This window comes from Variovorax sp. 05T418 (assembly GCF_056396385.1).
Genome location: NZ_JBFTLJ010000001.1, coordinates 164,707 through 188,891, shown reverse-complemented (window position 1 = coordinate 188,891; position 24,185 = coordinate 164,707). Strand labels below are relative to the sequence as shown.

Below are 24,185 nucleotides of genomic sequence, written 5' to 3'. Positions count from 1 at the left end.
CCACCGTGCCAGCCATACATAAAGAGGAGAAGAGAACCATGCGCAGCCGACTGCTTGCCTTTGTCATTGCGATCGTCCTGTCCGGATGCGCTGCCACGGCGCCACCGGTTCCGCCCCATACAGGCAAGCTGGCGAAAGGCGCCAAGGTCGGGGTGCTGGTCTACATGCCTTCGCCGGCGCAGCACCTGCACGTGGGTACCACCGTCTTCAACAACTTCTCCACGAACTATCAGTTTCCCTGGACGCCCACCGCCAGGGCCTACGAGATCGTCGCGTCAGACCTGGAGAAGGAGGGCTTCCAGGTCGTGCGGCTCTCGAGCTTTGCAACGAGCACCATCGATGCCTTGGCCGTTTCATCCGACGACCGATGGAGCGCGAATCCAAAGCAGGAATGGGCGGCCCGAAAGCTCCGGGAAGAGCAGATCTCGGCAGTCGTCCTGGTCGAAGGGAAACGAACGCTCGCGCGGCTCGAATGCACCGGTGGCCCCTGCGCCGAAAGCTACATGGCGAACTCGGGTCTTTTCACGCGCAGCATGTTGGGCATGACGAGATACTTCGCCGTGCCGGCCATCGAGGCAAAGGTCTTTGTCATGGATCCTCCGATGGACCTCATGGCCTACGAGCCGATGAAGACCCTGCAGGCGCGCCGTGTCCGGCAACTCGACAAGTTTCCCGAGCCCCGCGATTTCAAGCGGCTGAGCAATGCAGAGTTCGCGCCTGTGGCTGCCTCGATCGATGCGCACCTGCGGTCGCTTTCGCGCAGCGCCGCTCAGGCATTGAGCAATGGCGTGAAATAGGATCTGGACTCCCGCATGCCTCGATGGTCCCGGCTCGGTCTCAGGCTTGACGCATGAACCTGCGGCAAGCCAGTCCCTGGATTCCTTTTGCCTGTGTATCCGCCCTCGCTTTCCTGGTCTACAGGACCCTTTCCGCGAGCGAGTGGTACTACGCGCTCCTGTGGCTGCTGGCTGGCCTGAGCGCCGTGTTCGCGGCGAGACTTCTCCTGCAGACTGGCCTCAGGGCTTGGCCGGTCGCAGCAACAGCCCTCGGCCTGCTGGCCGGTCAATGGTGGCTGGTGGAGGCTCTGATCCTGCGAGCGTTCTGGCGCCTCAACGGCTTCGCCCCTGATGCGCGCCCAAGTGCCGAGGGCGACCTTCGCCTGGATGCGCTTCAGCGAGGTGCGCTTGCCTCAGGTCCCTTCGCCGCCGTCCGGCCCTCTGCGCTGAAGATCGACCCGCAGCCCCTCGGCGGTGCCGTTCTCGACATGAAGCGCGAAACGCATCGCCGGACCTTCGACCAGGATCTCGATCGCCAGCTTCGCCGTCGCCCGATCGAAGCCCATCTGCGCACCCTTCCAGGCCGCCGCGGCATCGCGGGCCGCGAGTGAAGCCATCTCCACCTTGAGGCCGCGGCCGACGGACTGGGAATGCACCCCGATCGCATGGCGCCCTTCCAGATGCACTTGCAGGCCCGGCACCGCGACGAGCCCCTCGCCAAGCCGCAGCTCGCCCGACAGCGATGTGCGGCCCAGCAGCAGGCGCGCCTGTTGCGTCAGGCCCTGGCCGGGTCCGCGCCGGCCCTGGCGCAGCATCGATTCGGCAAAGGCCTGCAGTTGCAACTTGCCGCGCTCGGAAACCCAGGGGCCCAGCAAGGTACCGCGGTGCTCGAACACCACGCCCGCGAGCGGCGCCGCGGCGAACTGGTACAGGTAGCTGCGACCGTTGGGCGCATCGACGTAGATGCCCATCCGGCTCACGCCCATGCGCGAGTCGGGCCCGACATGTTCAACCGTCGCATCGTTGAAGTCGATCTGGCCGTGGCGAATGGGCACCGTGACATCGGCATCGAACAGCAGGTGCGCGTCGGTGATCTGGCCGCGGATGGTGCCTTCGGCCTCGTTGAGCGGCGCAAGGCGCCACGCATCGGCGGCAGCCTGGCCGGCCACGGTGGGTGTTGCCGCCGACGCGTCCACGCCTTGGCTCGCCTCGCGGATCTTCTGGATCTGCGGCGGCAGCACCAACGGGCCATGCAGCTTCAATCCCGAGCACTCGGCCTTGTCCGCCTGGACGGACACCAGCCGCGGCACGCCGGCCTCGGTGCGCAGCCGGGCCACCAGCTCGCGCACGTCGATGCGGCCGATTTCAAGGACGAACGGATCCGACGCAAGCCGCAGCGCCATCGCCTCGAACCGCCGGACCCGGAGCTCGACGGCGCCGTCCGGCATGGATTGCCACGTCACGCCCTCGAGCGTGCAACGGTTGCGCCCGGCATCGCCGGACGCCCCGAGTTCCGATCCGAGTGCGAGTTCGATGAGGGAGGCCGCGAGCGAGACGGTCATGCCGTGCTTCTACCAGCCTCGCACCGCCTTCGCTACCGAGACCGAGTACGTGCTCACGCCCTCGCGGTGCAATATTTAGTCATTTATTGACAATTGACTAGTAATTGCAACAAACTAGCACGGTGACACTGCACTCCGATCCCACCCTGGAACAAGCCGCGCTGGCACTCGCCGAGCGTCAGCCACTGCTGCGCGCGCGAGATCTTGCAACGCACGGCCTGCCGACGGTGGTTCTCAGCCGGCTCGTGGCTGCCGGCAGGCTCGAACGCGTTGCCCGCGGCGTCTATAGCCTTCCGGGACGCGCGCTCAGCGAGCACCGGTCGCTGGCCGAAGCGGCGCTGCGGGTGCCGCGAGGCGTGGTGTGCCTGCTGTCGGCGCTGCGCGTCCACGGCATTGGCACCCAGGCGCCGTTCGAGGTCTGGATGGCGATTCCCCATCACTCGCCCACGCCGCGGCTGGACCAGCCCGCGCTTCGCGTGGTGCGCATGTCGGGGGCGGCTCTGACTGAAGGCGTCGATCTCGTCGACATCGACGGCGTGCAAGTGCCGGTATTCAATGCCGCCAAGACGGTGGCCGACTGCTTCAAGTACCGCAACAAGATCGGCCTGGACGTGGCACTGGAAGCGCTGCGAGATGGCTGGTCGCAGCGCAAGCTGTCGATGGATGCGCTCTGGCACTACGCAACGGTGAATCGCGTGGCCAATGTCATGCGGCCCTACCTGGAAAGCGTCATTGCATGAGCCGCAATCTCGCAGCGTCCGTCCGCGCCCGCTTGAAGCAGCGAGCCGATGCCACGAGACAGGACTTCAACCTGACGCTCACCCGCTACGGGCTGGAGCGGCTGTTGTACCGGCTCTCGGTGTCGCCGCATGCAGCCAACTACCTGCTCAAGGGTGCGCTGCTGTTTTCGCTGTGGTACGACCAGCCGCATCGGCCGACGCGCGACGCAGATCTGCTGGGCTTTGGTCCGGATGACGTCGACACCGCGGTATCGGCTTTCCGCGAGATCTGCCAGATCGAAGTGGACGACGGCATCGCGTTCGACGCAGCCTCGGTCAGGGGCTCGGTGATCCGCAAGGAGGCGGGCTACGGCGGCGTACGGATCGACTTGCTTGCGAAGTTGGACGGCGCGCGCCTCGCGCTGCAAGTGGATATCGGCTTTGGCGATGCGGTCACGCCGGCACCCGAACCGGTGAGCTACCCGGTGCTGCTCGAAGACCTGTCCGCGCCGCAACTGCGCGCCTATCCGAAATACACGGTGGTCGCCGAGAAGTTTCATGCGGTGTGCCTGCTGGGCATGGCCAATACCCGCATGAAGGACTACTTCGATCTCTGGGTGCTGCTCACCGAGGGTGCGCTGGAAGCCGCCGAACTGCGCCGCGCGATCGCGCTGTTGCGCGGCGAATTCCAGAAGCTCGGAACTGCCTGAAGAACCGGCCCGCTGCTACCGCACGCGCGGGCCAGCCCCCTGCAGGCTGCTGCGCAGCGCCAGCTTGCGCACGATGGTCGAGAACGCGCGCGTGGCCGCTGCGTCGCGCGCCACCGGCGACCACAGCATGCCGGGCGTGCGCACGGGCGTGGGGCTTTCGAGCCGGATGACGACCAGCCCCGAGAGCGGGTTGACCACGTTCGCGGCCACGATGGACGCGAGCTGCGTCTTGGCGACCAGGTCCATCATCGGCGCCAGCGTGTTGATCTCGGCCACCACGTGCGGCTGCGCACCGCAGGAGCGAAAGCATTCGTCGAGCATCTGGCGCGTGGCAAAGCTGGCCGGCAGCAGCACCATCGGCAGGCGGTGCAGCTCCACCATGCGCACGCGCTTGCGCCGCGCGAGCGGGTGCTTCCTGGCCACCACCAGCACCATCTCCTCGTTGTAGAGCGGCTCGAACTGCAGCGGCCCGGGCGCGCTCGGCCGGTAGGCGATGCCCAGGTCCAGCGTGCCCTGCTGCAGGCGCGCGGCGATCTGGTCGGCCGACAGTTCCTCGACCACCACCTTCACGCGCGGATGCCGCGCCTGGAAGCTCGCGATGCAGTCGGGGATGAAGCCGAGGTTGAAGGTGTGCGTGGAGCCCACGCGCAGCTCGCCCGCCACCTCGGAGCTGTCCTGGCGCAGCGCACCCAGCCCCAGGTCGATCTCGTGCAGGGCCTTGGTGCAGTAGTGCAGGAACTCGTCGCCGGCATCGGTCAGGCTCACGCGCTTGCCGATGCGGTCGAACAGCGCAACGCCGATCTCCTCTTCGAGCTGCTTGATCTGGTGCGACAGCGTCGACTGCGTCACATGCAGGCGCTCGGCCGCGCGCGTGAAGTTCAGCGAGCCCGACAGGGCGATGAAGTAGCGCAGGTGCCTGAGTTCCATGGCGTTCCCCGGGAGCAATGATCGATGGCATCGATGCTAACGATGGAAAACAATCATTTTCGGAATTCTTGGATGCAACCTAAAGTTTCTCCGGCCCACCACAACGACAGGAGACTCCCCGGTGCAAAAAGTCCTCAGCGGCATCAAGGTGCTGGAGCAAGGCACGTTCATCACCGGACCGGCCGCCGGCATGTTCCTCGCGGACCTGGGTGCCGAGGTGGTCAAGATCGAGCAGCCCGGCGCGGGCGATCCGTTCCGCGCCTTCCGCGGCGGCCTCTACAGCCCGCACTTCCAGACCTACAACCGCAACAAGCGCAGCGTCACGCTCAACCCGAAGCTGCCCGAGGATGCGGCCGTGTTCGACGAGCTGGTGAAGGACGCCGACGTCTACATCCAGAATTTCCGCCCCGGTGCGGCCGAGCGGCTGGGCGCCGGCGAGTCGCGGCTGCGGGCGCTCAATCCGCGGCTCGTGTATTGCGCGATCAGCGGCTTCGGGCAGACCGGCCCCGCAGCCGGGCGCCCCGCCTACGACACGGTGGCGCAGGCCGCGAGCGCCTTCCTCAAGCTGCTGGTGAACCCGGCCAACCCGCGCGTGGTCGGCCCCGCGCTGGCCGATGCCATGACCGGCTTCTACGCCGCCTACGGCGTGCTCGGCGCACTGGTCGAACGGGGCCGCACCGGCCGCGGGCGCGCGGTCGAGGTGTCGATGCTGGAGGCGATGTGCCACTTCAACCTCGACGCCTTCACGCACTACTTTTCCGAGAGCGAGGTCATGGGCCCGTTCAGCCGGCCGAGCGTCTCGCAGTCCTACGTGCTGGAGTGCGCGGACGGCCTGTGGATCGCGCTGCACATGTCCTCGCCCGAGAAGTTCTGGCAGGGCCTGGCCAATGCCATCGAGCGCCCTCGCCTGTTCGCGGACCCGCGCTTCGCCACGCGCGAGGCGCGCATCGCGCACCAGGAAGACCTGATCGCGCTGCTCGGCGGGCTGTTCCGCCAGCAGACCCGCGCGGCGTGGTGCGCGCGGCTCGAGGCCGAGGACGTGCCGCACGCGCCCATGTACGACACGCGCGAAGCCATGGAAGACCCGCAGGCGCGGCACCTGCAGCTGCAGGTGAGTGCGCCGCACCCCGAGGGCGGCGAGTGGCGCACCATCCGCTCGCCCGTGAGCTTCGACGGCGAGCGCCCGCTCGAGGTGACGGCGCCGCCCATGCTCGGCGCCGACAACGCGGCCATCGTCGATCCGATCCGCCAGCGCCTGGGGCAGCCGCCCAACGCCGCGCGCTGACCCCGCGCGGCCTTCCAGACATAACGAGCCAGGAGACAAGACAACCATGACCCCATCGAACGAAAGCGAGCTGACGCAGACCGTGCTGCAGAGCCTCGAGGGAACGCGCGACGCGCGCTTCCTGCAGATCATGCAGTCGCTGATCACGCACCTGCATGCCTTCATCCGCGAAGTGGACCTGAAGCCCGACGAATGGATGCAGGGCATCGAGTTCCTGACGGCCACGGGCCAGACCTGCACCGACAAGCGCCAGGAGTTCATCCTGCTGTCGGACACGCTGGGCGCCTCGATGATGGTCGTGATCCTGGACCAGCTGCGCGCCGCCGCCGGCAAGCGCGGCCGGGCCGAGGCCAGCGAAGCCATGCAAGCCACCGAGCTCACCGAGGCCACGCACGCCACCGTGCAAGGCCCCTTCTACTGGGAGGGCGCGCCCGACCTGCCACTGGGCGCCGACGTGGCCCAGGGCGCCCGCGGCGAGCCGACCTTCTACAGCGGCCGCGTCACCGACACCCGCGGCCAGCCGCTCCAGGGTGCGCTGCTCGACATCTGGTCGGGCGACGGCGAAGGCGTGTACGACATGCAGCTCGAAGGCGCCGCGATGCAGGCGCGCGGGCGCATCCGCACCGACCACGAAGGCCGATACTGGTTCTGGTCGATCCGCCCGAACTTCTATCCGATCCCGGTCGACGGGCCCGTCGGCCGCATGCTCGAAGCGATGGGCCGCCATCCGAACCGCCCCGGCCACATCCACATGATGGTCTCGGCGCCGGGCCATGTGCCCGTGACCACGCACCTGTTCGTGGCGGGCAGCCCGTACATCGAGTCCGATGCGGTGTTCGGCGTGCGGCCGCGGCTCGTCATCGACTTCGAGTCGCATCCGCCGGGCCGCGCGCCCGATGGCAGGCCGCTGGAAACGCCCTACTGGTCCGCGCACTACGACTTCCGCCTCGAACCCCGACACGCCTGAAAGACCACGCCCATGAAAATCGGAAAGTCCACCGTCCCGCGCACCGCCATCTGCACCTCGGACGAACACACCATCGTCGTGCGCGGCCAGGACCTGTGCCGGGAGCTGATCGGGCACCTGTCGTTCACAGATTATTTCTTCCTGCTGCTCACCGGGCGCCGCCCCGATGCCGCGTGCAGCACGGTGCTCGACGCCACGCTGGTGGCAATTGCCGAGCACGGCCTTGTGCCGAGCGTGCAGGCCAGCCGCATGACCTTCGCGGCCGCGCCCGATGCGCTGCAGGGCGCGGTGGCGGCCGGCATCCTCGGCTGCGGCTCCGTCATCCTCGGCGCGTCCGAAACCGCGGGCCGGCTGTTCATCGAGGTGGCGGCGCGCGTGGATGCGGGCGCCACGCTGCCGCAGGCCGCCGCCGCGGCCATCGCCGAACTCAAGGCCGCGCGCGCCGCGATCCCCGGTTACGGCCATCCGCTGCACAAGGAACGCGATCCGCGCGTCGACCGGCTGATCGACGTGGCGACGCAGGCCGGCGCCGACCTGCGCTATGTGCGCATCGCGCAGGCGCTGGAAGAGGCGATCCCGGCCATCGTCGGCAAGGACCTGCGCATGAACGTCTCGGCGGCGATTCCGGCGGTGCTGCTGGGCGTGGGCTTTCCGGTGGCGTCGCTGCGCGGCGTGCCGATCCTCGCGCGCACCGCGGGGCTGATCGCACACCTCGCGGAAGAGGCCGAGATGCCGAGCGGCTTTGCGCTGTCCTACCAGGCCACGCGCGAGCTGCAGTACGAAGGCACCGTGCCCGCGGGCTTCGGGGAGGCGCGGTGACGAAGCGCCGCGCCATCCTGGCCGTTGCCGCAGCAGCAATGCTGGCGCAGGGCAGCAGCGGCGCATGGGCGCAGGCAGGCGACGCGCGCCCCCTCAAGCTGGTCGTGCCCTTCGCGGCCGGCACCACGACCGACATCGTGGGACGGGTGCTGGCCGAAGCCCTCGGGCGCCAGCTGTCGCAGGCGGTGATCGTCGACAACCGGCCCGGTGCGGGCGGCGCCATCGGCAGCGAACTGGTGGCCCGCTCGGGGGCGGATGCGCACACCGTGCTGCTGGGCACCGTGGGCACGCATGCCATCAACGCGACGCTCTACAAGCGCCTGTCCTACCAGCCGCAGCGCGACTTCGTGCCGCTGGGCTTCGTCGGCGCCACGCCCACGCTGCTGGTGGTGGCCGCGGCCGCGCCGTGGAAGACGGTGTCGGACCTGCGCCAGGCCAGCGGCAAGTCGGTGAGCTTTGCCTCGGCCGGCAACGGCACCTCGGGGCACCTGGCGGGCGAGTTGCTCAACCTGCGGCTCGGCAAGGACTTCGTGCACGTGCCCTACCGCGACGGCGCCCAGGCGCTCACCGAGGTGATGGCGGGCAATGTGCAGTTCATGTTCTATCACCCGGCCGCCGTGCTGCCGCAGATCCGCGCCGGCAGGCTGCGCGCGCTGGGTGCATCGAGCGCCCGGCGAAGCATGGCCGCGCCCGACGTGCCCACGCTGGCCGAGCAGGGCATTCCGGATTTCGACCTGGTCGCATGGTTCATGTTGTATGCGCCGGCCGACATGCCCGCCGCGCAGCGCGACCGCCTGCGCGAGGCCACGCAGGCGGTGCTCGCGCAGCCCGCGGTGCGCGACAAGCTCGCGGCCCAGGGCATCGAGCCGATGGCGATGAACGCATCGGACATGGCCGCCTTCGCCGCGGCCGAGATCGCGAAGTGGGGCGAGGCCGTGCGCCGCTCCGGCGCGCAGGTGGATTGAAGAAGACAGAACAACCCAACAAACGGGCACCCATAGCCCAAGGAGACAAGCCATGCGTTCGACAAAAAACCTCGTCAAGAAGATGCTCGGCCTGGTGCTGGGCCTTGCCGGCATGCTGGCCACGGGCCATGCAAGCGCCCAGGCCGCGGAGTGGCCCACCAAGCCGATCCGGATCGTGGTGGGCTTCGCGCCCGGCACGCCGCCCGACATCTTCGCGCGCATGTACGGCGACTATGCGAGCCGCAAGCTCGGCGTGCCGGTGCTCATCGACAACAAGCCCGGCACGGCCGGCAACCTTGCGTCGGACACCGTCGCCAAGGCGCCGGCGGACGGCTACACCTTCCTCTACAACCTGTCGACCGCGTTCACGATCAACCCGTACATCTACAGCAAGCTGCCGTTCGACCCCGAGAAGGACCTGGTTCCCGTCGCCACCACGATGCGCCAGGGCCTCGTGCTGATCGCCAACACCAAGTTCCCGGCCAAGACCCTCAAGGAGCTCGTGGCCGCAGCCAAGGAAAAGCCCGGCACCTATTCGCACGCCTCGTACGGCGCGGGAAGCCCTTCGCAGCTGATCGTCGAATCGTTGAAGGACGAGGTGGGCATCACCATGCTGCATGTGCCCTACCGCGCGAGCCCCATCGCCGATCTCGTCGGCGGACAGGTCGACACCTTGATGGAACCTATCGCCACGGGCTACCCGCTGATCAGCAGCGGCCGCGTGCAGGCGCTGGCCTACTCGGGCCCCACGCGGCACCCCGCGCTGCCCGACGTGCCCACGCTCTCGGAGGTGATGCCGGGCTTCTCGATGATGTCGTGGCACGGCATCTGGGCGCCCGCGAACACGCCGGCCGCGGTGCTCAACCGGTTCAACGCGGTGTTCGTCGAAGCGAGCAAGGACCCGGACCTTGCCAGGCGCATCAAGGACCTCAACAGCGAGCCGCTGGGCGTCACGCGCACCGAGATGAGCGCGATGGTGCGCCGCGACGCGGAGATCTACAGCCGCGTCGTGAAGGCGCGCAACATCCGCGTGGATTGACCTGCCGCGCCCGTCGGCTTCCACTCCTCGCGGCCCTTAACATCGGCCGTGATGACCGCTTCACTGCCACCCGAAATCATCCCGCAGCTGGCACAGGCGCGCGCCGTTCTCGAGCGCCACCTGGCCGGCACGCTCCAGGCCATCCACCTGTTCGGCTCCGCCGTCGATGGAGGGCTCAAGCCGCACAGCGACATCGACCTGATGGTGACCGTAGAAGCGCCGCTGGCCGCACAAGTGCGGCATCCGCTGATGACGGACCTGCTGTCGGTGTCGGGCAGCCCCGGCACCGATGGCCCATGGCGCCCGCTCGAAGTGACGCTCGTGGTGCGGGACGAGGTCGTGCCCTGGCGCTATCCGCCGCTGCGCGAGCTGCAGTTCGGCGAATGGCTGCGCGAAGAGCTGCAGGCCGGCATCGTGGAGCCGGCCATGCCGGACCATGACCTGGCGATCCTGCTCACGAAGCTCCGGCAGCACAGCGTCTGCCTGCTCGGCCCTCCTGCGGACGAACTGTTCGACCCCGTGCCGCGCGCCGATTTCTCGCGCTCCCTGCTGGACACCGTGGCGCAGTGGAACGACGCGCCGGACTGGCAGGGTGACGAGCGCAATGTGGTGCTCGCACTCGCGCGCATCTGGTTCAGTGCCTGCACCGGCCAGATTGCGCCCAAGGACACCGCCGCCGCATGGGCGCTGGAGCGCCTGCCGAGCGAGCATCGGCCCGTGCTGGCAAGCGCGCTTGCGGCTTACCTGGGCCGTGCGCCGGACAACTTGGCCGATCGTCCTACCCAGCTCGCGGCATTCGTGCGCTACACCAAGGCGCTGATCGAGGGTGTCGTCTGCGCAGGCCCCGCGCCCGCGCGGTGAGCCATTGCGCCAGTCGCACCCCGCCAGGCTTTCCTCCAGGCACGACGAAAAGGAGAGACACGGATGTACGTCATCATGGGTAGTACGGGGCATGTCGGTTCGGCGGTCGCGCAGGCGCTGCTCGGCCGCGGCGAAGCAGTGACGATCGTCACGCGCGACGCGAAGCGCGCAGGCGCGTGGCGCGCAAAGGGCGCCGAGATTGCCGAGGCGAATGCTGAAGACGTGGCGTCGCTGCGCGCGGCGTTGCAGCGCGGGCGCCGCGCCTTCCTGCTCAATCCGTCCGCGGACACGTCGGCGGACACCGACACCATCGAGCGGCGCACGGTCGCCAACATCCTGCAGGCGCTCGAAGGCTCGGGGCTGCAGAAGGTGGTGGCGGAATCGACCGGCGGCGCGCAGCCCGGCGAGCGCATCGGCGACCTGAGCGTGCTGTGGGAACTCGAAGAGGGCCTGCGCCGCCAATCCATTCCGGCGGCGATCAACCGCGCGGCCTACTACATGAGCAACTGGGACGGACTGCTCGATACGGTGCGCAGCACGGGCAGGCTGCCCACGATGTTCGACCCCGAGCTTGCCATTCCCATGGCCGCGCCGCACGACCTCGGCGAGATCGCGGCCCGCAGGCTGGTGTCCCCGCTCGACGACGTCGGCATCCGCTACTTGGAGGGCCCGCGGCGCTATACCTCGGCCGACGTGGCAAGGGCGTTCTCGGAGGCGCTCGGCCGGCCGGTGGAACTCGACGTCACGCCCCGCGGCAAGTGGAAGGCAGCGTTCCGCGGCCTCGGCTTTTCCGAAGCTGCCGCGGACTCGTATGCGCGAATGACCGCGGTGAGCGTCGACAGCGGCTTCGAGATGCCAGGCGACGCGCTGCGCGGCTCGACGACGCTCGAGGCCTACATCCGCGGCCTGGTGGCGCGATCCTGACGGCACCGCGCCACCCACCCACCCATGTTCAGGCAGCGAGCACCTGCAGGTTGCCGACACCGGGCAGCACGCGCAGCGTGGCTGCGGTCCTCACCGAATAGTCGCGGCTCAGCACCGTGCTGATCTCGATGTAGTCGCAGCGCGCTTCGGCCGGCGTGAGGGTCAGCACCGCATAGCCGCGCTTGCTGGTCTCGGCGTAGCGCAGGTCGTCGACCATGCGCCGGAAGCCATCGGCCAGCAGGTCGTTGGCAATCAGCGGCAGCGCCCGCTCGAAGCCGGGCGACGACACCGACGAGGTTCCGAATTCCACGCCGACCCGCTGCCCGGAGGCGTCGGTGAGGTTCCCGGCCCAGGCGTTGTGCGTGTCGCCGGCCAGCGAGATCAGGTTCTTGCCCTGGTTGCGCGCCATGGCGAGCACCACGTCGCGCGCGGCCGGGTAGCCGTCCCACGCGTCCAGGTTGTAGGGCACCTTCTGCTGCGTGATCAGCGCGCGCTGGCTGTCGCTGCGGGCGGAATCCGGAAGCGCCTGCGCCGCCAGGTAGGCGCTCAGCGTCTCGAGGCTGAAGTCGGTCGCGATGCTCACGGGGATGGCCATGCGCATCATGAGCACCTGCTGGCCGAGCACCTGCCAGGTGCAGGGCGATGCGGCCATGCGCTGGGACAGCCAGTCCACCTGCGGCTGGCCCATCAGCTGCCGCGTGGCCGCCGAAGCCTCGCCGGCCAGGTACTGCGAGAGCGTGACCTGCTTGTCGCGGCCGATCAGCCGGGTGTCGAGCATGTGCACCGAAGCCAGCGTGCCGAAGTCGAAGGAGCGGTAGATCCGCAGCGGGTTCGCCGGGTCGGGCAGCCGCGTCGGCAGCCACTCGTGGTAGGCCTGCACGGCGGCCGCGCGCCGGGCCGCAAAGCTGCCCTCGGTTGCTTCGTCGTGGTTCCCGGCGCCGCCGGACCATGCGCCGTTGGCCAGGTCATGGTCGTCCCACACCGCGATCATGGGCAGCCGCGCATGCAGGGCGCGCAGGTCGCCGTCGGTGCGGTACTGCGCATGGCGCAGGCGGTAGTCGGCGAGCGTCAGGATCTCGTGGTCGGGGTTCGATGTGCGGTCGATCGCAATGGCCAGCTGCGACGCATAGCCCACCACCCCGTACTCGTAGATGTAGTCGCCCAGGTGCAGCACCACGTCGATGTCGGTGCGCTTGGCAATGTCGGCATAGACGTTGAAGTAGCCGCTCGGGAAATTGGAGCACGACACCACCGCCAGCCTGGCCTGCGATACGCCGCCCACCGGCAGCGTGCGGGTGCGGCCGATGGGCGAGTGGTCGTTGCCCATCAGGAAGCGATAGAAATAGGTGCTGGCCGGCTGGAGCCCCATGGCGTCCACCTTGACCGTGTAGTCGTGCTCGGGACCGGTGCTCGCGGTGCCGCGCGCCACGATGATGCCGAAGCGCTCGTCGCTGGCCACTTCCCACTCGACGTTGAGGGTGCCCGGCGCGGCGGCCGTCACGCGGGTCCAGAGGATCACGCGGTCGGACAGGGGATCGCCGCTCGCGATCCCGTGCTTGAACACCGAGTTGGAGTCGTCGGGCGGACGCCCGCCCCCCACTCCGCCGCCGATGCCGATGCCCCCTCCTCCTCCTCCTCCTCCGCCGCCCCCGCCGCAGGCGGTCAGGCCGATGCCGCTGCCCGAGAACATCGCGAACAGCACGGCGCTGCGCAGCAGCGAGCGCCGGGTGGTGCCGCTCAGGGCTTGCGAGGGGTCGGTGTCTGCATCGTGAACGGCATGGCTTGCCTCGCCGTTGTTCTTCTTCTCGTCGTGGATGCGCATGGCAGTCTCCTGATCCGCCGACGGCAAGACGCACGGCACGCCTCGGTCCCCGTTCGACGTCGGCGCCATTTGAATGTGAGGACCTTGGTTTTCAACGTAGGCTGCCGCCGATGCGCGCGTCAGCCGGGAGCGCACGGCGTGCCGTCAGTTCAACGTGTCGGCGGCCACGATGCACAGCGCTCCAACCGCGCATGGCGCATTCCCGCTGCGAACGCCTTCTACGCCTGGGCCATTCCCCGCATCAATGTGAGCAGGGCATGTTCGAGGTCTTTCTCGAAGTCGTACCGCAGGCTCTTCAACTCGGGGAGCTCGATCACCTGCGCGGCCATCCCCGCCGGGTTGCTGAGCGGCCACAGCCCGATGATGAGCGGCAGCGAATGCTTCACCACCTGTTCGAAGGCCGGCACCGGCATGGCGGGCACGCGGGCATGGAAGTCCCGCGCCGTCTGTTGGCGGACCGCCAGCAGGCTGCCCTTGAAGTCGACCATGCGTTCGAACGACACCTTGCGCTCGAGGATGGACGGCAGGATGCTGATCAGCCGGCAAAGCAAGGGCCGCGCAGAAATGGTCGAGGCGAAGACGCGGGCAATGTGCTCGACGCTCGCGCCGGCCTTGCCGCCGCGCGCCAGTGCCGCGCCCAGCTCGGCATGCCAGCCTGCGAATTCTTCGACGAGCAGGTCCATCAACACCGCCTCGCTGCTTTCGAAGTACCGGTAGACGTTCGACTTGGTCATCTGCGCCTCGCGCGCGAGTTCGTTGATGCCCAGGTCGAGGGCCTCCGGGCTCCGGTGCAGCATTTCCCGGGCCGTGGCCAGCAGATGGCGGCGCCGCTCTTCCTTCTGCTCGGCAGAGCGGGCGCGTACGTAGGGGATGGGCGAATTCATGCGGCGATCACACTCCATTTGCTAAAAGACCGATGGTCTGTTAAATTACAGACCGTCGGTCTCCAATCTTACCTGAAAGCAAGGATGCCGGCCACCTCCAGCATCACAGCGGCTTCAACAAAGGCGAACATCATGGCTACCAACATCGACTCCTGGGTTCTCATCACTGGTGCATCCAGTGGTTTTGGCGAAGAATTCGCAAGGCAATACGCCGCCAAGGGCCACCCGCTGATTCTGGTGGCGCGCCGGCTCGATCGGCTGCAAGCCCTGGCTGCGGCGCTGCAACAGGAGTGGGGCACCAGGGTCATCGTGGAGCAGGCCGACCTGTCGGACACGGCCGCCGTCCAAGCGCTGCACGCCAGCCTTCGCGAGCGCGCCATCGAGGTCGAGATCCTGATCAACAACGCAGGCCATGGCCTGCAGGGTACTTTCCTCGACACGCCGATGCAAAGCGCGCTGGACATGCTGCAACTGGACATCGCAAGCCTGACGGTCATGACGCGGCTCTTCGGCGAGGACATGCGCGCACGCGGCCACGGCAAGATACTGCTGGTGGCCAGCATGCTGGCTTACTTCGGCGTGGAAAACATGGCCGTCTATGGCGCAGCCAAGGCCTATGTGCTGCGCCTTGGCGATGCCTTGCACCGTGAGTTCAAGCGCGATGGCGTGACGGTGACCTCGCTGTGCCCCGGCATGTCCGACACCGGCTTTGCGCAGGCCGCAAAGCAGAAGATCACATGGGGGCTCAAGCTGCTGATGATGACGCCGCCACCGGTGGTGCGGGCGGGAATCCGGGCGCTGCACGCCGGCCGCGTCAGTGTCGTTCCAGGCTTCAACAACAAGGCTGCCGTGGCGATGGTGTGGGCAACGCCGCGATGGCTGCACCAGGCCCTCTTTGCGCGCGTCATGAACAGTTGAGCGCGTAGCGCGTGCCACCCGGGCCGCCGCCAGGCGCCAGGCCAACCCACAATGCCGTCTTTTGCCTTGGGAGCCGAAGATGGACGAAACCGGAGATGTCGCGGACGACCTGATGGCCCTGGTCGCCGTGGTCGAGGCAGGCGGGTTCAGCGCCGCGAGCCAGCGCTTCGGCATTCCCGTGTCGCGGCTCAGCCGCCGCATCTCGGGGCTGGAGAAACGCCTGAACGTCAGCCTGATCGTGCGCAATTCGCGCAGGTTCAAGGTGACCGACATCGGGCAGCGGATGTATGCGCATGGCGCGAACATCCGGGCCGAAGCGCAGCGCGCGCTGTCCGCCGCACGCGACAGCCTGGGCGAGGCATCGGGGACGCTTCGCATCTCGTGTCCCATCGCCTTGAGTGCCATGCTCGTGGGCCCGCTGGCCATCGACTTCAGCCTGAGGCATCCGCGCGTGGCGATCACGCTCGACGCGACCGACGGCCGGCCCTCGGCATTCAGCGATCCCGTCGACCTGTTGATACGCCCTTCGGTCAAGCCGCTTCGCGACTCGAGCCTGGTGATGCGCAAGCTGGCCGACATTCCCTACGTGCTCGTCGCATCGCCCAAGGTCCGCGATGCGCTGCCGGGTGCCATGCTTCCCGCGCAGTTGCAGGGCTGCCCGGCGATCGGCTGGACCTTCATGCCGCATCCTGCACGCTGGTTGCTGAGCCACGCGCACGAGGGCGACGCGGAGATCGATGTGCGCGTGCAGTTCACGAGCGACAGCCTGCTGCAGATCCGCGAAGCTGCGCTCGCGGGGCTCGGTGTGGCGCAGCTGCCCGCGTCGATGTGCGCCGCGGACTTCAAGGCCGGGCGCCTCGGCCTGGTCGCGCCCGGCTGGACGCCGCCGCCGATCTCGCTTTTTGCGCTCTATCTCTCGCGGCGCGATCTCACCATCGCGGGGCGCCTTTTCCTGGACGAACTCTGCGAAGCGGCCTCGGCGCTGGGCAAGCCGGGCCAAGGCAACGCATTTTTGGAAAGCTGAGTTGCGCCGCCGGCCCTGTCATGCGGCGGTCATCCTTCCTAGACTCGCCACCGCTTCGGCACCATCCGGGCCGGCGAACAAGGAAGCACATGACGACCTCGAGCGATCCATGCGGGCATTCGGCTACCAGCCGGCGGCGGTTCATCCTTTCCGCCGGCGCATTGGCCGCCGTGCCGCTGAGTGGCTGCGGCGGTGGCGGCAACAGCGGCAACGGCTTTCTCCCGTTGCCCACTGCGGCGGCGCCACCCGCGCCCGCCCCTGCACCCGCGCCCTCGCCGGCCCCGGCCCCGGCCCCGGCACCCATGGTCGAAACGAGCTCCGGCACATTGAAGGGCCAGCGCACGGCCGATGACGCCGTCGCGTTCTTCCTCGGCGTCCCGTATGCGCAGCCGCCCGTCGGCGCCCTGCGCTTTCGCTCGCCGCAGCCGTACCGGGCCCCGAGCGGCGTGTTCGACGCAACGGCCTTCGGGGCCGCCAGCCTGCAGACCTTGCCGGCGTACGTGACCTGGATCTATCCCTCTCCTGCGGTTCAGAGCGAGGATTGCCTGACGCTGAACGTGTGGGCGCCGAGCCAGCGCCGCAAGCTGCCCGTCGTGGTGTGGCTGCACGGCGGCGCATGGCGCACCGGCGCCACCAGCATGCCGCTGATGAACGGCGAGGCGCTCGCGCGCAAGGGCGTGGTCGTCGTCACCGCCAATTTCCGGCTCGGCGCGATGGGCACGCTGTCGCACCCGGACCTCGTCGATCCCGACACCGGGACGCAGGCCAACTGGCAGCTGCAGGACCAGATCGCGGTGCTGCAGTGGGTGCGGCGCAACGCCGAGGCGTTCGGTGGCGATCCCGCCAATGTCTGCCTCATCGGGCAGTCCGCCGGCGGCACGAGCGGCGCGATCCTGGCGCAGAACCCGGTGGCGCGGGCCTGCTTCCAGAAGGCCATGCTGTTGAGCCCGGCCGGCGTGCCGGCGCCCACCGGCTTCACCCTGGCCGACGCCGGGAGGTATGCCGAAGCGCTGGCCGCCAGGCTGCAGACAACGCCCTCGGGCCTGCGCGACATTCCGGCTTCGACGCTGCACCAGGCCGAACTCGCGCTCAATGCGCAGCCGCTGCCGGCGGGCATCACCTCCGGCCGGGGCTTGCGCGCAGCACCGATCATCGACGGCCAGGTCTGCCTTTCCGACTGGACGCGCACCGCGTGGCCAGGCGATCTTCCCCTCGTGATCACCAATACGCTGACGGAAGGATCGTTCTTCCTCGATGCCTACGACCCGATCACCCAGGCACGGCTGACGCCGGCCTTGCCCGCCAGCCGCGCCGAGCTCCTGGCCCTGGTGACACCACAAGCAGGTGGCTCGCAGGCGAACGCCGATGCGGTGATCGACGCCTACACCGATGCAGCCGCACGCGAAGGCCGGTCGACCGCGCCGGGTGATGTGTGGATCGAGATCTATGGCGACCGCGTCCTGCGCAACTTCAGCGTGCGCTATGCCGCCAAGGTTGCCGGCGACGGAGGCAATGTCCGATACGCCACCTATGCGCATCAGATACAGGCGCCGGGGCGCGGCGTGCCCCATTGCGCGGAATTGCCCATGCTGTTCGGCAGCTTCGGGCTCGACTACTACCGGGACAAGGTGGGAGCAGGCGCTGCCGAAGCGCAGCTGTCGGACGCATTGATGACCGCGGTGCTGTCGTTCGCAAGCGATGGGAATGCACGGCTGGCGCCCGCGCTCGACTGGCCGCGCTTTTCGGGCGCATCGGACTCCGCGGCGTCGTTCGGTGGACAGAATGCCGCGGTGGCAACGATCGGCCCGGTACCCAAGGTCGCACAACTGGGTGTCTGGGACGCCCTGCTCGGCTATTGAGTCACCCGGGCGGGCGGTCATTGCGCGCCGCTGTCCGCCGCCATCCGGTCTCCCCTGCGCCGCTGCATCCGATAGCGCGCAGGCGGAACATCGAACTCGCGCTTGAACGCACGGTTGAAGGCGGCCTCGGACTCGTAGCCCGCGTTCAGCGCGACTTCGAGCACCGTGTCATCGGTGCTCTCGAGCAGGCGGGCGCCGAGCTGCATGCGGCAGCGCGCGACATAGCCCAGCGGCGCCTCGCCCAGCAGACGGGTGAACCGTTCCGCAAACACGGTGCGCGACATCCCGGCCTGTTCGGCCAGCGACGCGACCGTCCACGGGTGCGCGGGCTCGCGATGGATCGCGCCCAGGGCCCGGCCCACCGCCGAATCGCGTGCGGCCGCGAGCCATCCGGTCCGCTGCCGCGGCAGCTCGGACATGTAGCGGCGCAGCGTCTCGATGAAGAGCGCCTCGGCCAGCTTGGCGAGCAGCGCGTTGCGCCCGGCGCCGGCCGGCTCGCGATCGGAGGCGAGGTGGCGGAGCGTGCTTTCGATCCACGCGCCCGTCGACCCGCGGCGGATGTTCACCTTGAACAGCGGCGGCAAGCCCGCCAGGAAGAAGCGCCTGGCCTGGCGATCGCAGCCGATATAGCCGCAGATGAACTTGGTGACGGGCCCGCCGCCGCCGCCGCGCTCCGAGACCACCGCTCCCTCCAGGATCTTCGGCAGCAGCGCGGACGAGTCGGTGAGCTCGGCCCCGCGCCCGTTCCAGAGCTCATGCGCGTCTCCCAGCGGGAGGATGGCAACGTCGCCCGCCTCGAGCGCCAACCGGGGCTGCCCCGGAAGCCGCACGGAGGCCCTGCCTTCGACAAGCAGGTGAAACAGCACCATGTGTTCCGCCGAAGGCGCGATGAGGTGCGCGCCCGCACTGGCCGGCGGCGACGCAAAGCCCCAGGGCGCGCTCAGCTCGGCGTCAAGAAAGATCGCGCCGCTCAGGCGCACGTTGCCCAACGCTTCGGAAAGGGGATCGGTCTGGTTCATGCGCTGCAAAGTAAGCCGGACGCTCGATCAGGTCATGCGGCCGCAGGCGGCCCATCCTTGGGGCTCGACAACCATGGACACACCATCATGACCGACGCAAGCAGTTTCATATTTTCCGATTCCGCATCGGCCGGGGAGACGGCCGATGCCGTGCGGCGCTTCATGGCCGCATTCCGGCACAAGGACGCCGCCGCCATACGGGAGCTCGTCGCTCCGGATTGCATCATGGAAGCGATGCAGCCGGCGCCCGACGGGCTGCGGGTGGAGGGCCAGGAGCCCAATGTCGCCTTCTGGCAGGCCATGATCGCGGATCCGAACGGCGCCTTCGAGACCGAGGAAGTGGTCATCTGCGGCGACCGGGCGATCAACCGCTGGCGCTACCGCTTCGGCGAGGGCCAGGAGAACTCGGTCCGGGGCGTCACGCTGATCAAGGTGCGCCACGGCCGGATCGCGGAGGCCCTGGGCTACGCCAAGACACCGGCGGTGTCGAACCTCGGCCAGGCCGGGCAGCAGAGCACCTCCGAGGTCATCCGGCGGTTCAACGAGGTCTTCCAGCGGCATGATCCGACGGCCCTCCCCGAACTGATCGCCGCGGACTGCGTCATCGAGAACACCACGCCGGCGCCGAATGGCTCGCGCCATGTCGGCCACGACGCCTGCCTGGCGTTGTGGCGGGGAATCGCGACCCGTCCGGATACCTGGTTCGACATCGAGGACGTGACGGTCGCCGGAGAGCGGGCGACGATCCGCTGGCGGCTGCACTGGGGCGAGGACGAGAGCCAGTCGGTGCGCGGCGTGAACCTGATGCTGGTGCGCGGCGGCCAGATCGTGGAAGCGCGCGGCTACGTCAAGGGCGAATGAACGCGCGAGGAGTTCTGCCAGCCCGAAAAGGACCTGAGCAGGCCGCGCCGTGCGGCAATGTTCGCCGTAATCTCAATTTACGTATCTCATTCTGGACATATTCTCAAGTTTTGTCTAGTATGAGATACATATATGCCCTCTGCAGCGCCACCCCTTGCCCCGGCGGCCGATCGCCGCCTCGCAGCGTTCGGCCGGCGCATCCACGCTCGCCGCAAGGCCCTGAAGGTCAGCGCCACCACAGCGGCAGAGGCGGCGGGCGTGTCCCGCATGACGCTGCACCGTATCGAACGCGGCGAGCCGTCGGTCACGATGGGGGCCTACATGAATGCCCTCGCGGCGCTGGGCCTCGATGTCGACGTGGTCCCATCAACGCAATCCGCGCCCCCCGCGCCGATTGCGGGCGGCATCCGAATCGCCGACTACCCCCAACTGCGCCGGCTCGCCTGGCAATTGGCGCCTGATACCGAACTCACCCCCACAGAGGCGTGGGCCACCTACGAACGCAACTGGCGCCATGTCGACGCATCGGCGCTCGACGCGCGGGAGCGGCAACTGCTCGACGAGCTGGCACGCGCATTGGGCAGGAAGCCGCTGCATGTTTGAACGCCCGCACCACCGGCGGGTCGCCGAGGCACTTGCAATGCTCGATGCCGAAGTGCTCGCCGAGAACCATTGCCTGTTCGGCGGCGGCACGGCCATCGCGCTTCGCTATGGCGAGTACCGCGAGTCGGTGGACATCGACTTCCTCGTTTCCGATATCGATGGCTACCGGCAGCTGCGCCAGCTGCTGACCGGTGAGCAGGGGCTGAGCGCGCTGGCCCGCAAGGGCGCGAAGATCCAGCAGACCGGCGAACTTCGCGCCGATCAATATGGCATCCGATCGATGGTGCGTGTGGGTGACGTCGATATCAAGTTCGAGATCGTGCTCGAAGCACGCATCGAACTTGATGCGCCGGGCGAGCAAGACCGCATCGGCGACATTGCGACGCTCACCGTGCTGGACATGGCCGCAAGCAAGCTGCTTGCAAATTCGGATCGCTGGGCCGACGACAGCGTCTTCAGCCGCGACATCATCGACCTGGCCATGATGCACCCTGGTTCTGCACTGCTGCGCCGCGCGGCGACCAAGGCCAGACAAGCCTACGGCAGCAGCATCGACAGCGATCTGGCAAAGGCCGTGAATGCACTGCTGACACGCCACGGACGAATGGACCGCTGCATGGCGGTGCTGCAAATGACGCCTGCTGTGACACCCGCGCTGCTTCGCCAGCGCATCAAGGCCTTGCTGCCCCGAACTCCGAGCGCCAGGGGCAAAGCTGCCAACCACTGATAGCAGGTCCCCCGCCCCCTCAAAGAAACCCGATGGACAGCCAAGGAATCGCCGCCACCGCAATCGTCCCCACCAGCAGCGCCACCATGTAGCCTGCAATCGGCCGGATGCCCGCGTCAGGATGCACGCGGCCGATCGCGCAGGCCGCGTAGTAGCCCACGCCCAGCGGCGGCGCGAACAGGCCGAGGCCCATCGACAGCACCACCACCATCGCGTAGTGCACCTCGTGGATGCCCAACTGGCGCGCTATCGGAAACAGCAGCGGCCCGAACAGCACGATGGCCGGGATGCCCTCGAGCACGCTGCCCAGCACCACGAAGATCACCAGCGACACCGCCAGGAACATCGGCGCGCCGCCGGGCAGGCCGGTCATCGCTTCGGCCAGCAGGCGCGAGAAGCCCGACTGCGTGAGGCCCCAGGCCATGGCGGTCGCGGTGCCGATGATCAGCAGGATGGCGCCCGACAGCGACGCCGTCGCAACGAGCATCGGCCCGAGACGCTTCCAGTCGAACTGCCGGTACACGACGAGCCCCGCGACCACGGCGTACATGATGCCGATGGTCGACACCTCGGTGGCGGTGGCCACGCCTTCGACCACCGCCGCGCGGATCACGAACGGCAGCGCCAGCGCCGGCAGCGCCACGACGGCCAGCCGGCCGACCTCGCGCCACGGCGTGCGCACGACCTCGCGCAGGTCCTCGCCGCGGCAGCGGAAGTACACGACCACGCACAGCATCAGGCCCAGCACCACGGCCGGCAGCAGGCCGCCCGTGAACAGCGCGGCAATCGACACGCCCGTGACCGAGCCGATGGTGATCAGCACCAGGCTGGGCGGCACCGTCTCGGTCTGCGCGCCGGTCGCGGCCAGCAGCGCGACGAGCTCGCCCTCGCTCGCGCCGCGCTGCTTCATCTCGGGAAAAAGCGCCGGCGCCACCGCCGCCATGTCGGCCGCCTTGGAGCCCGAGATGCCCGACACGAGGTACATCGCGCCCACCAGCACGTACGACAGCCCGCCTTTCACATGCCCCAGCAGGCCCGCGAGAAACGCGACCATGGCCTTGGCCATGCCGGTCATCTCGATCAGCAGGCCGAGGAACACGAACAGCGGAACCGCCAGCAGGATCAGGTGCGACATGCCCTCGTCCATGCGACCCACGATCACCGGCAGCGCCGTGTCGGTGGCCAGCGCCAGGTAGCCGAAGGTGCCAAGGCCGAACGAAAAGGCGATGGGAATGCCCGCGAGCACGCCCGCCAGCACCACGCCGACGAAGAACACCAGCAGGTTCAGCCGACCGAGCTCCTGGAACACCGAGCGGCCCAGCGTGAACGCCACCACCAGCGTGGCCACGATCGCCACCGCCTTGGCCGTGATGCGCCACTCCACATCGCGCAGCAGCCTGAGCACCGCGAACAGGCCCATCAGGCCCACACCCACCGGCAGCGCCGCAGCCCGCCACGCATTCGAGATGTCGAGCGCGGGCGTGGTGATGAAGCGCTCCTCCGACGCGTACTCCCAGGCCGGCCATGCCACCATCGCCAGGAACGCGAGCGAGGCACACAGCGCCAGGGCCTCGAACAGCGGGCGCCGCGATGGCGGCTGCATCGAAACCAGCGCCGTCATGCGCATGTGCTCGCCGCGCCGCAGCGCGACCACCGCGCCCAGCATCGCGAGCCAGATGAACAGGATCGACGCGAGCTCGTCGGACCAGACCAGCGGGCTGTGGAACACGAAGCGCGCGAGCACGCCCGCCAGCAGCACCGCCACGTCGGCCAGCACCAGGCCGCCGGCCGCCATGTCGACCAGCATGCCGAGCCGGCGCTCGATGGCCGACAGCCGGGGCGCATCCACCCGCGCGCCGGCCGCCAGGCCGAGGGCCGGCCCGCTCATGCAAGCTTGCCCGCGCTGCGCTCGAGCAGCGCCCAGGCCTCGTCGCCGTACTTGGCCTTCCACTCGCTGTAGAAGCCGGCCTTGCGCAACTGGTCGCGGAAGGCGGCTGCGTCCGGCTGGTTGAAGGCCATGCCCTTGGCGGCCAGTTCCTTCTGCAGCCCGGCGTTGAGCTCGGCCACGTCGGCGCGCTCCTTCATGCCGGCTGCGTTGATGTGGCGGGCCACCACGGTGCGCAGATCGGCGGGCAGCTTGTCCCAGGCACGCCGGTTGGCCAGGAACCAGAAGCCGTCCCACATGTGGTTGCTCAGCGAACAGTACTTCTGCACCTCGTAGAGCTTGGCCGTCGCGATGATGGCGAGCGGGTTCTCCTGCCCGTCGACGATCTTGGTCTGCAGCGCCGAATAGACCTCGGCAAAGTTGATGGACGTGGGCGCGGCGTCGAGTGCCTTGAACATCGAGGTCCACAGCGGCGACACCGGCACGCGGATCTTGAAGCCCTTCATGTCCTGCGGCGCGGCAATGGCCCGGCTCGATGACGTGATCTGCCGGAAGCCGTTGTCCCAGATCTTCTCCATCGGCACGATGTTGGCCTTGGCGATCTGCTGGCGGATGTGCGCGCCCAGCTCGCCGTCCATCGCCTTCCACACGCTCGCGTAGTCGTTGAAGGCAAAGCCCACGCCGCTGATCGACGCCGAAGGCACGAGCGTGGAAAGGATCAACCCCGACAGTGTGAAGAACTCCACGCCGCCCGAGCGCAACTGGCTCAGCACGTCGGTGTCGGAACCCAGCTGGTTGCTCGGGAAGATCTGGATGTCGACGCGGCCGCCGGTCTCGGCGCGGATGGCGTCGGCCATCTCCTTGGCGCGGATGTTGAGCGGATGCGTGACCGGCAGGTTGTTCGCGTACTTGTAGTTGAACTCGGCCTTCTGCGCGAAGGCCCGATGCATGGGAACGGCGAGGCTGGCGGCCAGTGCCGTCGAGCGCAGCACGGTGCGGCGGGTGATGCTCATTTTTTGTCTCCTGGTC

General features: G+C 68.4%; 22 protein-coding genes and 1 pseudogene. 16 read left to right on the top strand and 7 right to left on the bottom strand.

Features of this window, described 5'->3' with window-relative positions:
* Positions 1–38 precede the first annotated feature (38 nt).
* Positions 39–797 carry a hypothetical protein gene (locus AC1DMS_RS00960; RefSeq protein WP_478180617.1) on the top strand — a complete coding sequence of 253 codons (759 nt, stop codon included), beginning with the start codon at positions 39–41 and terminating at the stop codon, positions 795–797.
* Positions 798–1,189: 392 nt separating this feature from the next.
* Here the strand turns inward: AC1DMS_RS00960 and AC1DMS_RS00955 are convergent, their stop codons facing one another.
* The gene (locus AC1DMS_RS00955) at positions 1,190–2,338 is read right to left on the bottom strand and encodes a hypothetical protein (protein WP_478180616.1); all 1,149 of its coding nucleotides are present in this window, start codon (positions 2,336–2,338) and stop codon (positions 1,190–1,192) included.
* A 122-nt stretch (positions 2,339–2,460) separates the two neighbouring features.
* Between AC1DMS_RS00955 and AC1DMS_RS00950 the strand changes: the two genes are divergently transcribed.
* Positions 2,461–3,078, top strand: a complete 618-nt coding sequence (locus tag AC1DMS_RS00950; protein WP_478180615.1) for a type IV toxin-antitoxin system AbiEi family antitoxin domain-containing protein — start codon at positions 2,461–2,463, stop codon at positions 3,076–3,078.
* A pseudogene (locus AC1DMS_RS00945) lies at positions 3,075–3,728 on the top strand (nucleotidyl transferase AbiEii/AbiGii toxin family protein); the annotation flags it as partial. The gene AC1DMS_RS00950 and the pseudogene AC1DMS_RS00945, both read left to right, overlap by 4 nt.
* A 54-nt stretch (positions 3,729–3,782) precedes the next feature.
* Here the strand turns inward: AC1DMS_RS00945 and AC1DMS_RS00940 are convergent.
* Positions 3,783–4,694 carry a LysR substrate-binding domain-containing protein gene (locus tag AC1DMS_RS00940; protein ID WP_015865703.1) on the bottom strand — a complete coding sequence of 304 codons (912 nt, stop codon included), beginning with the start codon at positions 4,692–4,694 and terminating at the stop codon, positions 3,783–3,785.
* A gap of 121 nt (positions 4,695–4,815) precedes the next feature.
* Between AC1DMS_RS00940 and AC1DMS_RS00935 the strand changes: the two genes are divergently transcribed.
* The 7 genes from AC1DMS_RS00935 to AC1DMS_RS00905 all read left to right on the top strand — a co-directional run bounded on the left by AC1DMS_RS00935 (position 4,816) and on the right by AC1DMS_RS00905 (position 11,554).
* Positions 4,816–5,979, top strand: a complete 1,164-nt coding sequence (locus AC1DMS_RS00935; protein WP_015865704.1) for a CoA transferase — start codon at positions 4,816–4,818, stop codon at positions 5,977–5,979.
* Positions 5,980–6,025: 46 nt separating this feature from the next.
* Positions 6,026–6,946, top strand: a complete 921-nt coding sequence (locus tag AC1DMS_RS00930) for a dioxygenase family protein (RefSeq protein WP_478180614.1) — start codon at positions 6,026–6,028, stop codon at positions 6,944–6,946.
* Between the two features lie 12 nt (positions 6,947–6,958).
* On the top strand, positions 6,959–7,765 hold the full coding sequence (locus tag AC1DMS_RS00925) for a citryl-CoA lyase (RefSeq protein WP_015865706.1): 807 nt from the start codon (positions 6,959–6,961) through the stop codon (positions 7,763–7,765).
* Positions 7,766–7,803: 38 nt separating this feature from the next.
* The gene (locus AC1DMS_RS00920; RefSeq protein ID WP_015865707.1) at positions 7,804–8,730 is read left to right on the top strand and encodes a tripartite tricarboxylate transporter substrate binding protein; all 927 of its coding nucleotides are present in this window, start codon (positions 7,804–7,806) and stop codon (positions 8,728–8,730) included.
* A gap of 52 nt (positions 8,731–8,782) precedes the next feature.
* Positions 8,783–9,769, top strand: coding sequence for a Bug family tripartite tricarboxylate transporter substrate binding protein (locus tag AC1DMS_RS00915; RefSeq protein WP_478180613.1), 987 nt, complete (start codon positions 8,783–8,785; stop codon positions 9,767–9,769).
* A 51-nt stretch (positions 9,770–9,820) separates the two neighbouring features.
* Positions 9,821–10,630, top strand: a complete 810-nt coding sequence (locus tag AC1DMS_RS00910) for an AadA family aminoglycoside 3''-O-nucleotidyltransferase (protein ID WP_478180612.1) — start codon at positions 9,821–9,823, stop codon at positions 10,628–10,630.
* Between the two features lie 63 nt (positions 10,631–10,693).
* Complete coding sequence (locus AC1DMS_RS00905) at positions 10,694–11,554, top strand: NmrA family NAD(P)-binding protein (protein ID WP_478180611.1); 861 nt, start codon at positions 10,694–10,696, stop codon at positions 11,552–11,554.
* 28 nt (positions 11,555–11,582) lie between these two features.
* Here the strand turns inward: AC1DMS_RS00905 and AC1DMS_RS00900 are convergent, their stop codons facing one another.
* Both AC1DMS_RS00900 and AC1DMS_RS00895 read right to left on the bottom strand, forming a co-directional pair.
* A complete protein-coding gene (locus tag AC1DMS_RS00900) occupies positions 11,583–13,376 on the bottom strand; it encodes an alkaline phosphatase D family protein (RefSeq protein ID WP_478180610.1) in 1,794 nt (597 codons plus the stop codon).
* A 218-nt stretch (positions 13,377–13,594) separates the two neighbouring features.
* Positions 13,595–14,260, bottom strand: coding sequence for a TetR/AcrR family transcriptional regulator (locus AC1DMS_RS00895; RefSeq protein WP_015865712.1), 666 nt, complete (start codon positions 14,258–14,260; stop codon positions 13,595–13,597).
* Between the two features lie 84 nt (positions 14,261–14,344).
* On the opposite strand from AC1DMS_RS00895, the gene AC1DMS_RS00890 reads away from it, so the two are divergent.
* The 3 genes from AC1DMS_RS00890 to AC1DMS_RS00880 all read left to right on the top strand — a co-directional run bounded on the left by AC1DMS_RS00890 (position 14,345) and on the right by AC1DMS_RS00880 (position 18,061).
* Positions 14,345–15,178, top strand: a complete 834-nt coding sequence (locus AC1DMS_RS00890) for an SDR family NAD(P)-dependent oxidoreductase (protein WP_478180609.1) — start codon at positions 14,345–14,347, stop codon at positions 15,176–15,178.
* A gap of 79 nt (positions 15,179–15,257) precedes the next feature.
* The gene (locus AC1DMS_RS00885) at positions 15,258–16,202 is read left to right on the top strand and encodes a LysR substrate-binding domain-containing protein (protein ID WP_015865713.1); all 945 of its coding nucleotides are present in this window, start codon (positions 15,258–15,260) and stop codon (positions 16,200–16,202) included.
* An 89-nt stretch (positions 16,203–16,291) separates the two neighbouring features.
* A complete protein-coding gene (locus AC1DMS_RS00880; RefSeq protein WP_015865714.1) occupies positions 16,292–18,061 on the top strand; it encodes a carboxylesterase family protein in 1,770 nt (589 codons plus the stop codon).
* A gap of 17 nt (positions 18,062–18,078) precedes the next feature.
* Here AC1DMS_RS00880 and AC1DMS_RS00875 read toward each other — a convergent pair whose 3' ends face one another.
* A complete protein-coding gene (locus AC1DMS_RS00875) occupies positions 18,079–19,080 on the bottom strand; it encodes an AraC family transcriptional regulator (RefSeq protein WP_015865715.1) in 1,002 nt (333 codons plus the stop codon).
* 87 nt (positions 19,081–19,167) lie between these two features.
* Here AC1DMS_RS00875 and AC1DMS_RS00870 point away from each other — a divergent pair, with 87 nt between their 5' ends.
* The 3 genes from AC1DMS_RS00870 (at position 19,168) to AC1DMS_RS00860 (ending at position 21,271) form a co-directional block, all read left to right on the top strand.
* Complete coding sequence (locus AC1DMS_RS00870; RefSeq protein ID WP_015865716.1) at positions 19,168–19,941, top strand: nuclear transport factor 2 family protein; 774 nt, start codon at positions 19,168–19,170, stop codon at positions 19,939–19,941.
* 132 nt (positions 19,942–20,073) lie between these two features.
* Positions 20,074–20,544 carry a helix-turn-helix domain-containing protein gene (locus AC1DMS_RS00865; RefSeq protein ID WP_015865717.1) on the top strand — a complete coding sequence of 157 codons (471 nt, stop codon included), beginning with the start codon at positions 20,074–20,076 and terminating at the stop codon, positions 20,542–20,544.
* Entirely contained in the window at positions 20,537–21,271 is a 735-nt protein-coding gene (locus AC1DMS_RS00860) for a nucleotidyl transferase AbiEii/AbiGii toxin family protein (RefSeq protein ID WP_015865718.1), read from the top strand. The genes AC1DMS_RS00865 and AC1DMS_RS00860 overlap by 8 nt, the downstream gene beginning before the upstream one ends.
* A 19-nt stretch (positions 21,272–21,290) precedes the next feature.
* Here the strand turns inward: AC1DMS_RS00860 and AC1DMS_RS00855 are convergent, their stop codons facing one another.
* Together AC1DMS_RS00855 and AC1DMS_RS00850 are read right to left on the bottom strand one after the other, a co-directional pair.
* Complete coding sequence (locus AC1DMS_RS00855) at positions 21,291–23,159, bottom strand: TRAP transporter large permease (RefSeq protein WP_015865719.1); 1,869 nt, start codon at positions 23,157–23,159, stop codon at positions 21,291–21,293.
* Complete coding sequence (locus tag AC1DMS_RS00850; protein ID WP_015865720.1) at positions 23,156–24,169, bottom strand: TRAP transporter substrate-binding protein; 1,014 nt, start codon at positions 24,167–24,169, stop codon at positions 23,156–23,158. The genes AC1DMS_RS00855 and AC1DMS_RS00850 overlap by 4 nt, the downstream gene beginning before the upstream one ends.
* Positions 24,170–24,185 lie beyond the last annotated feature (16 nt).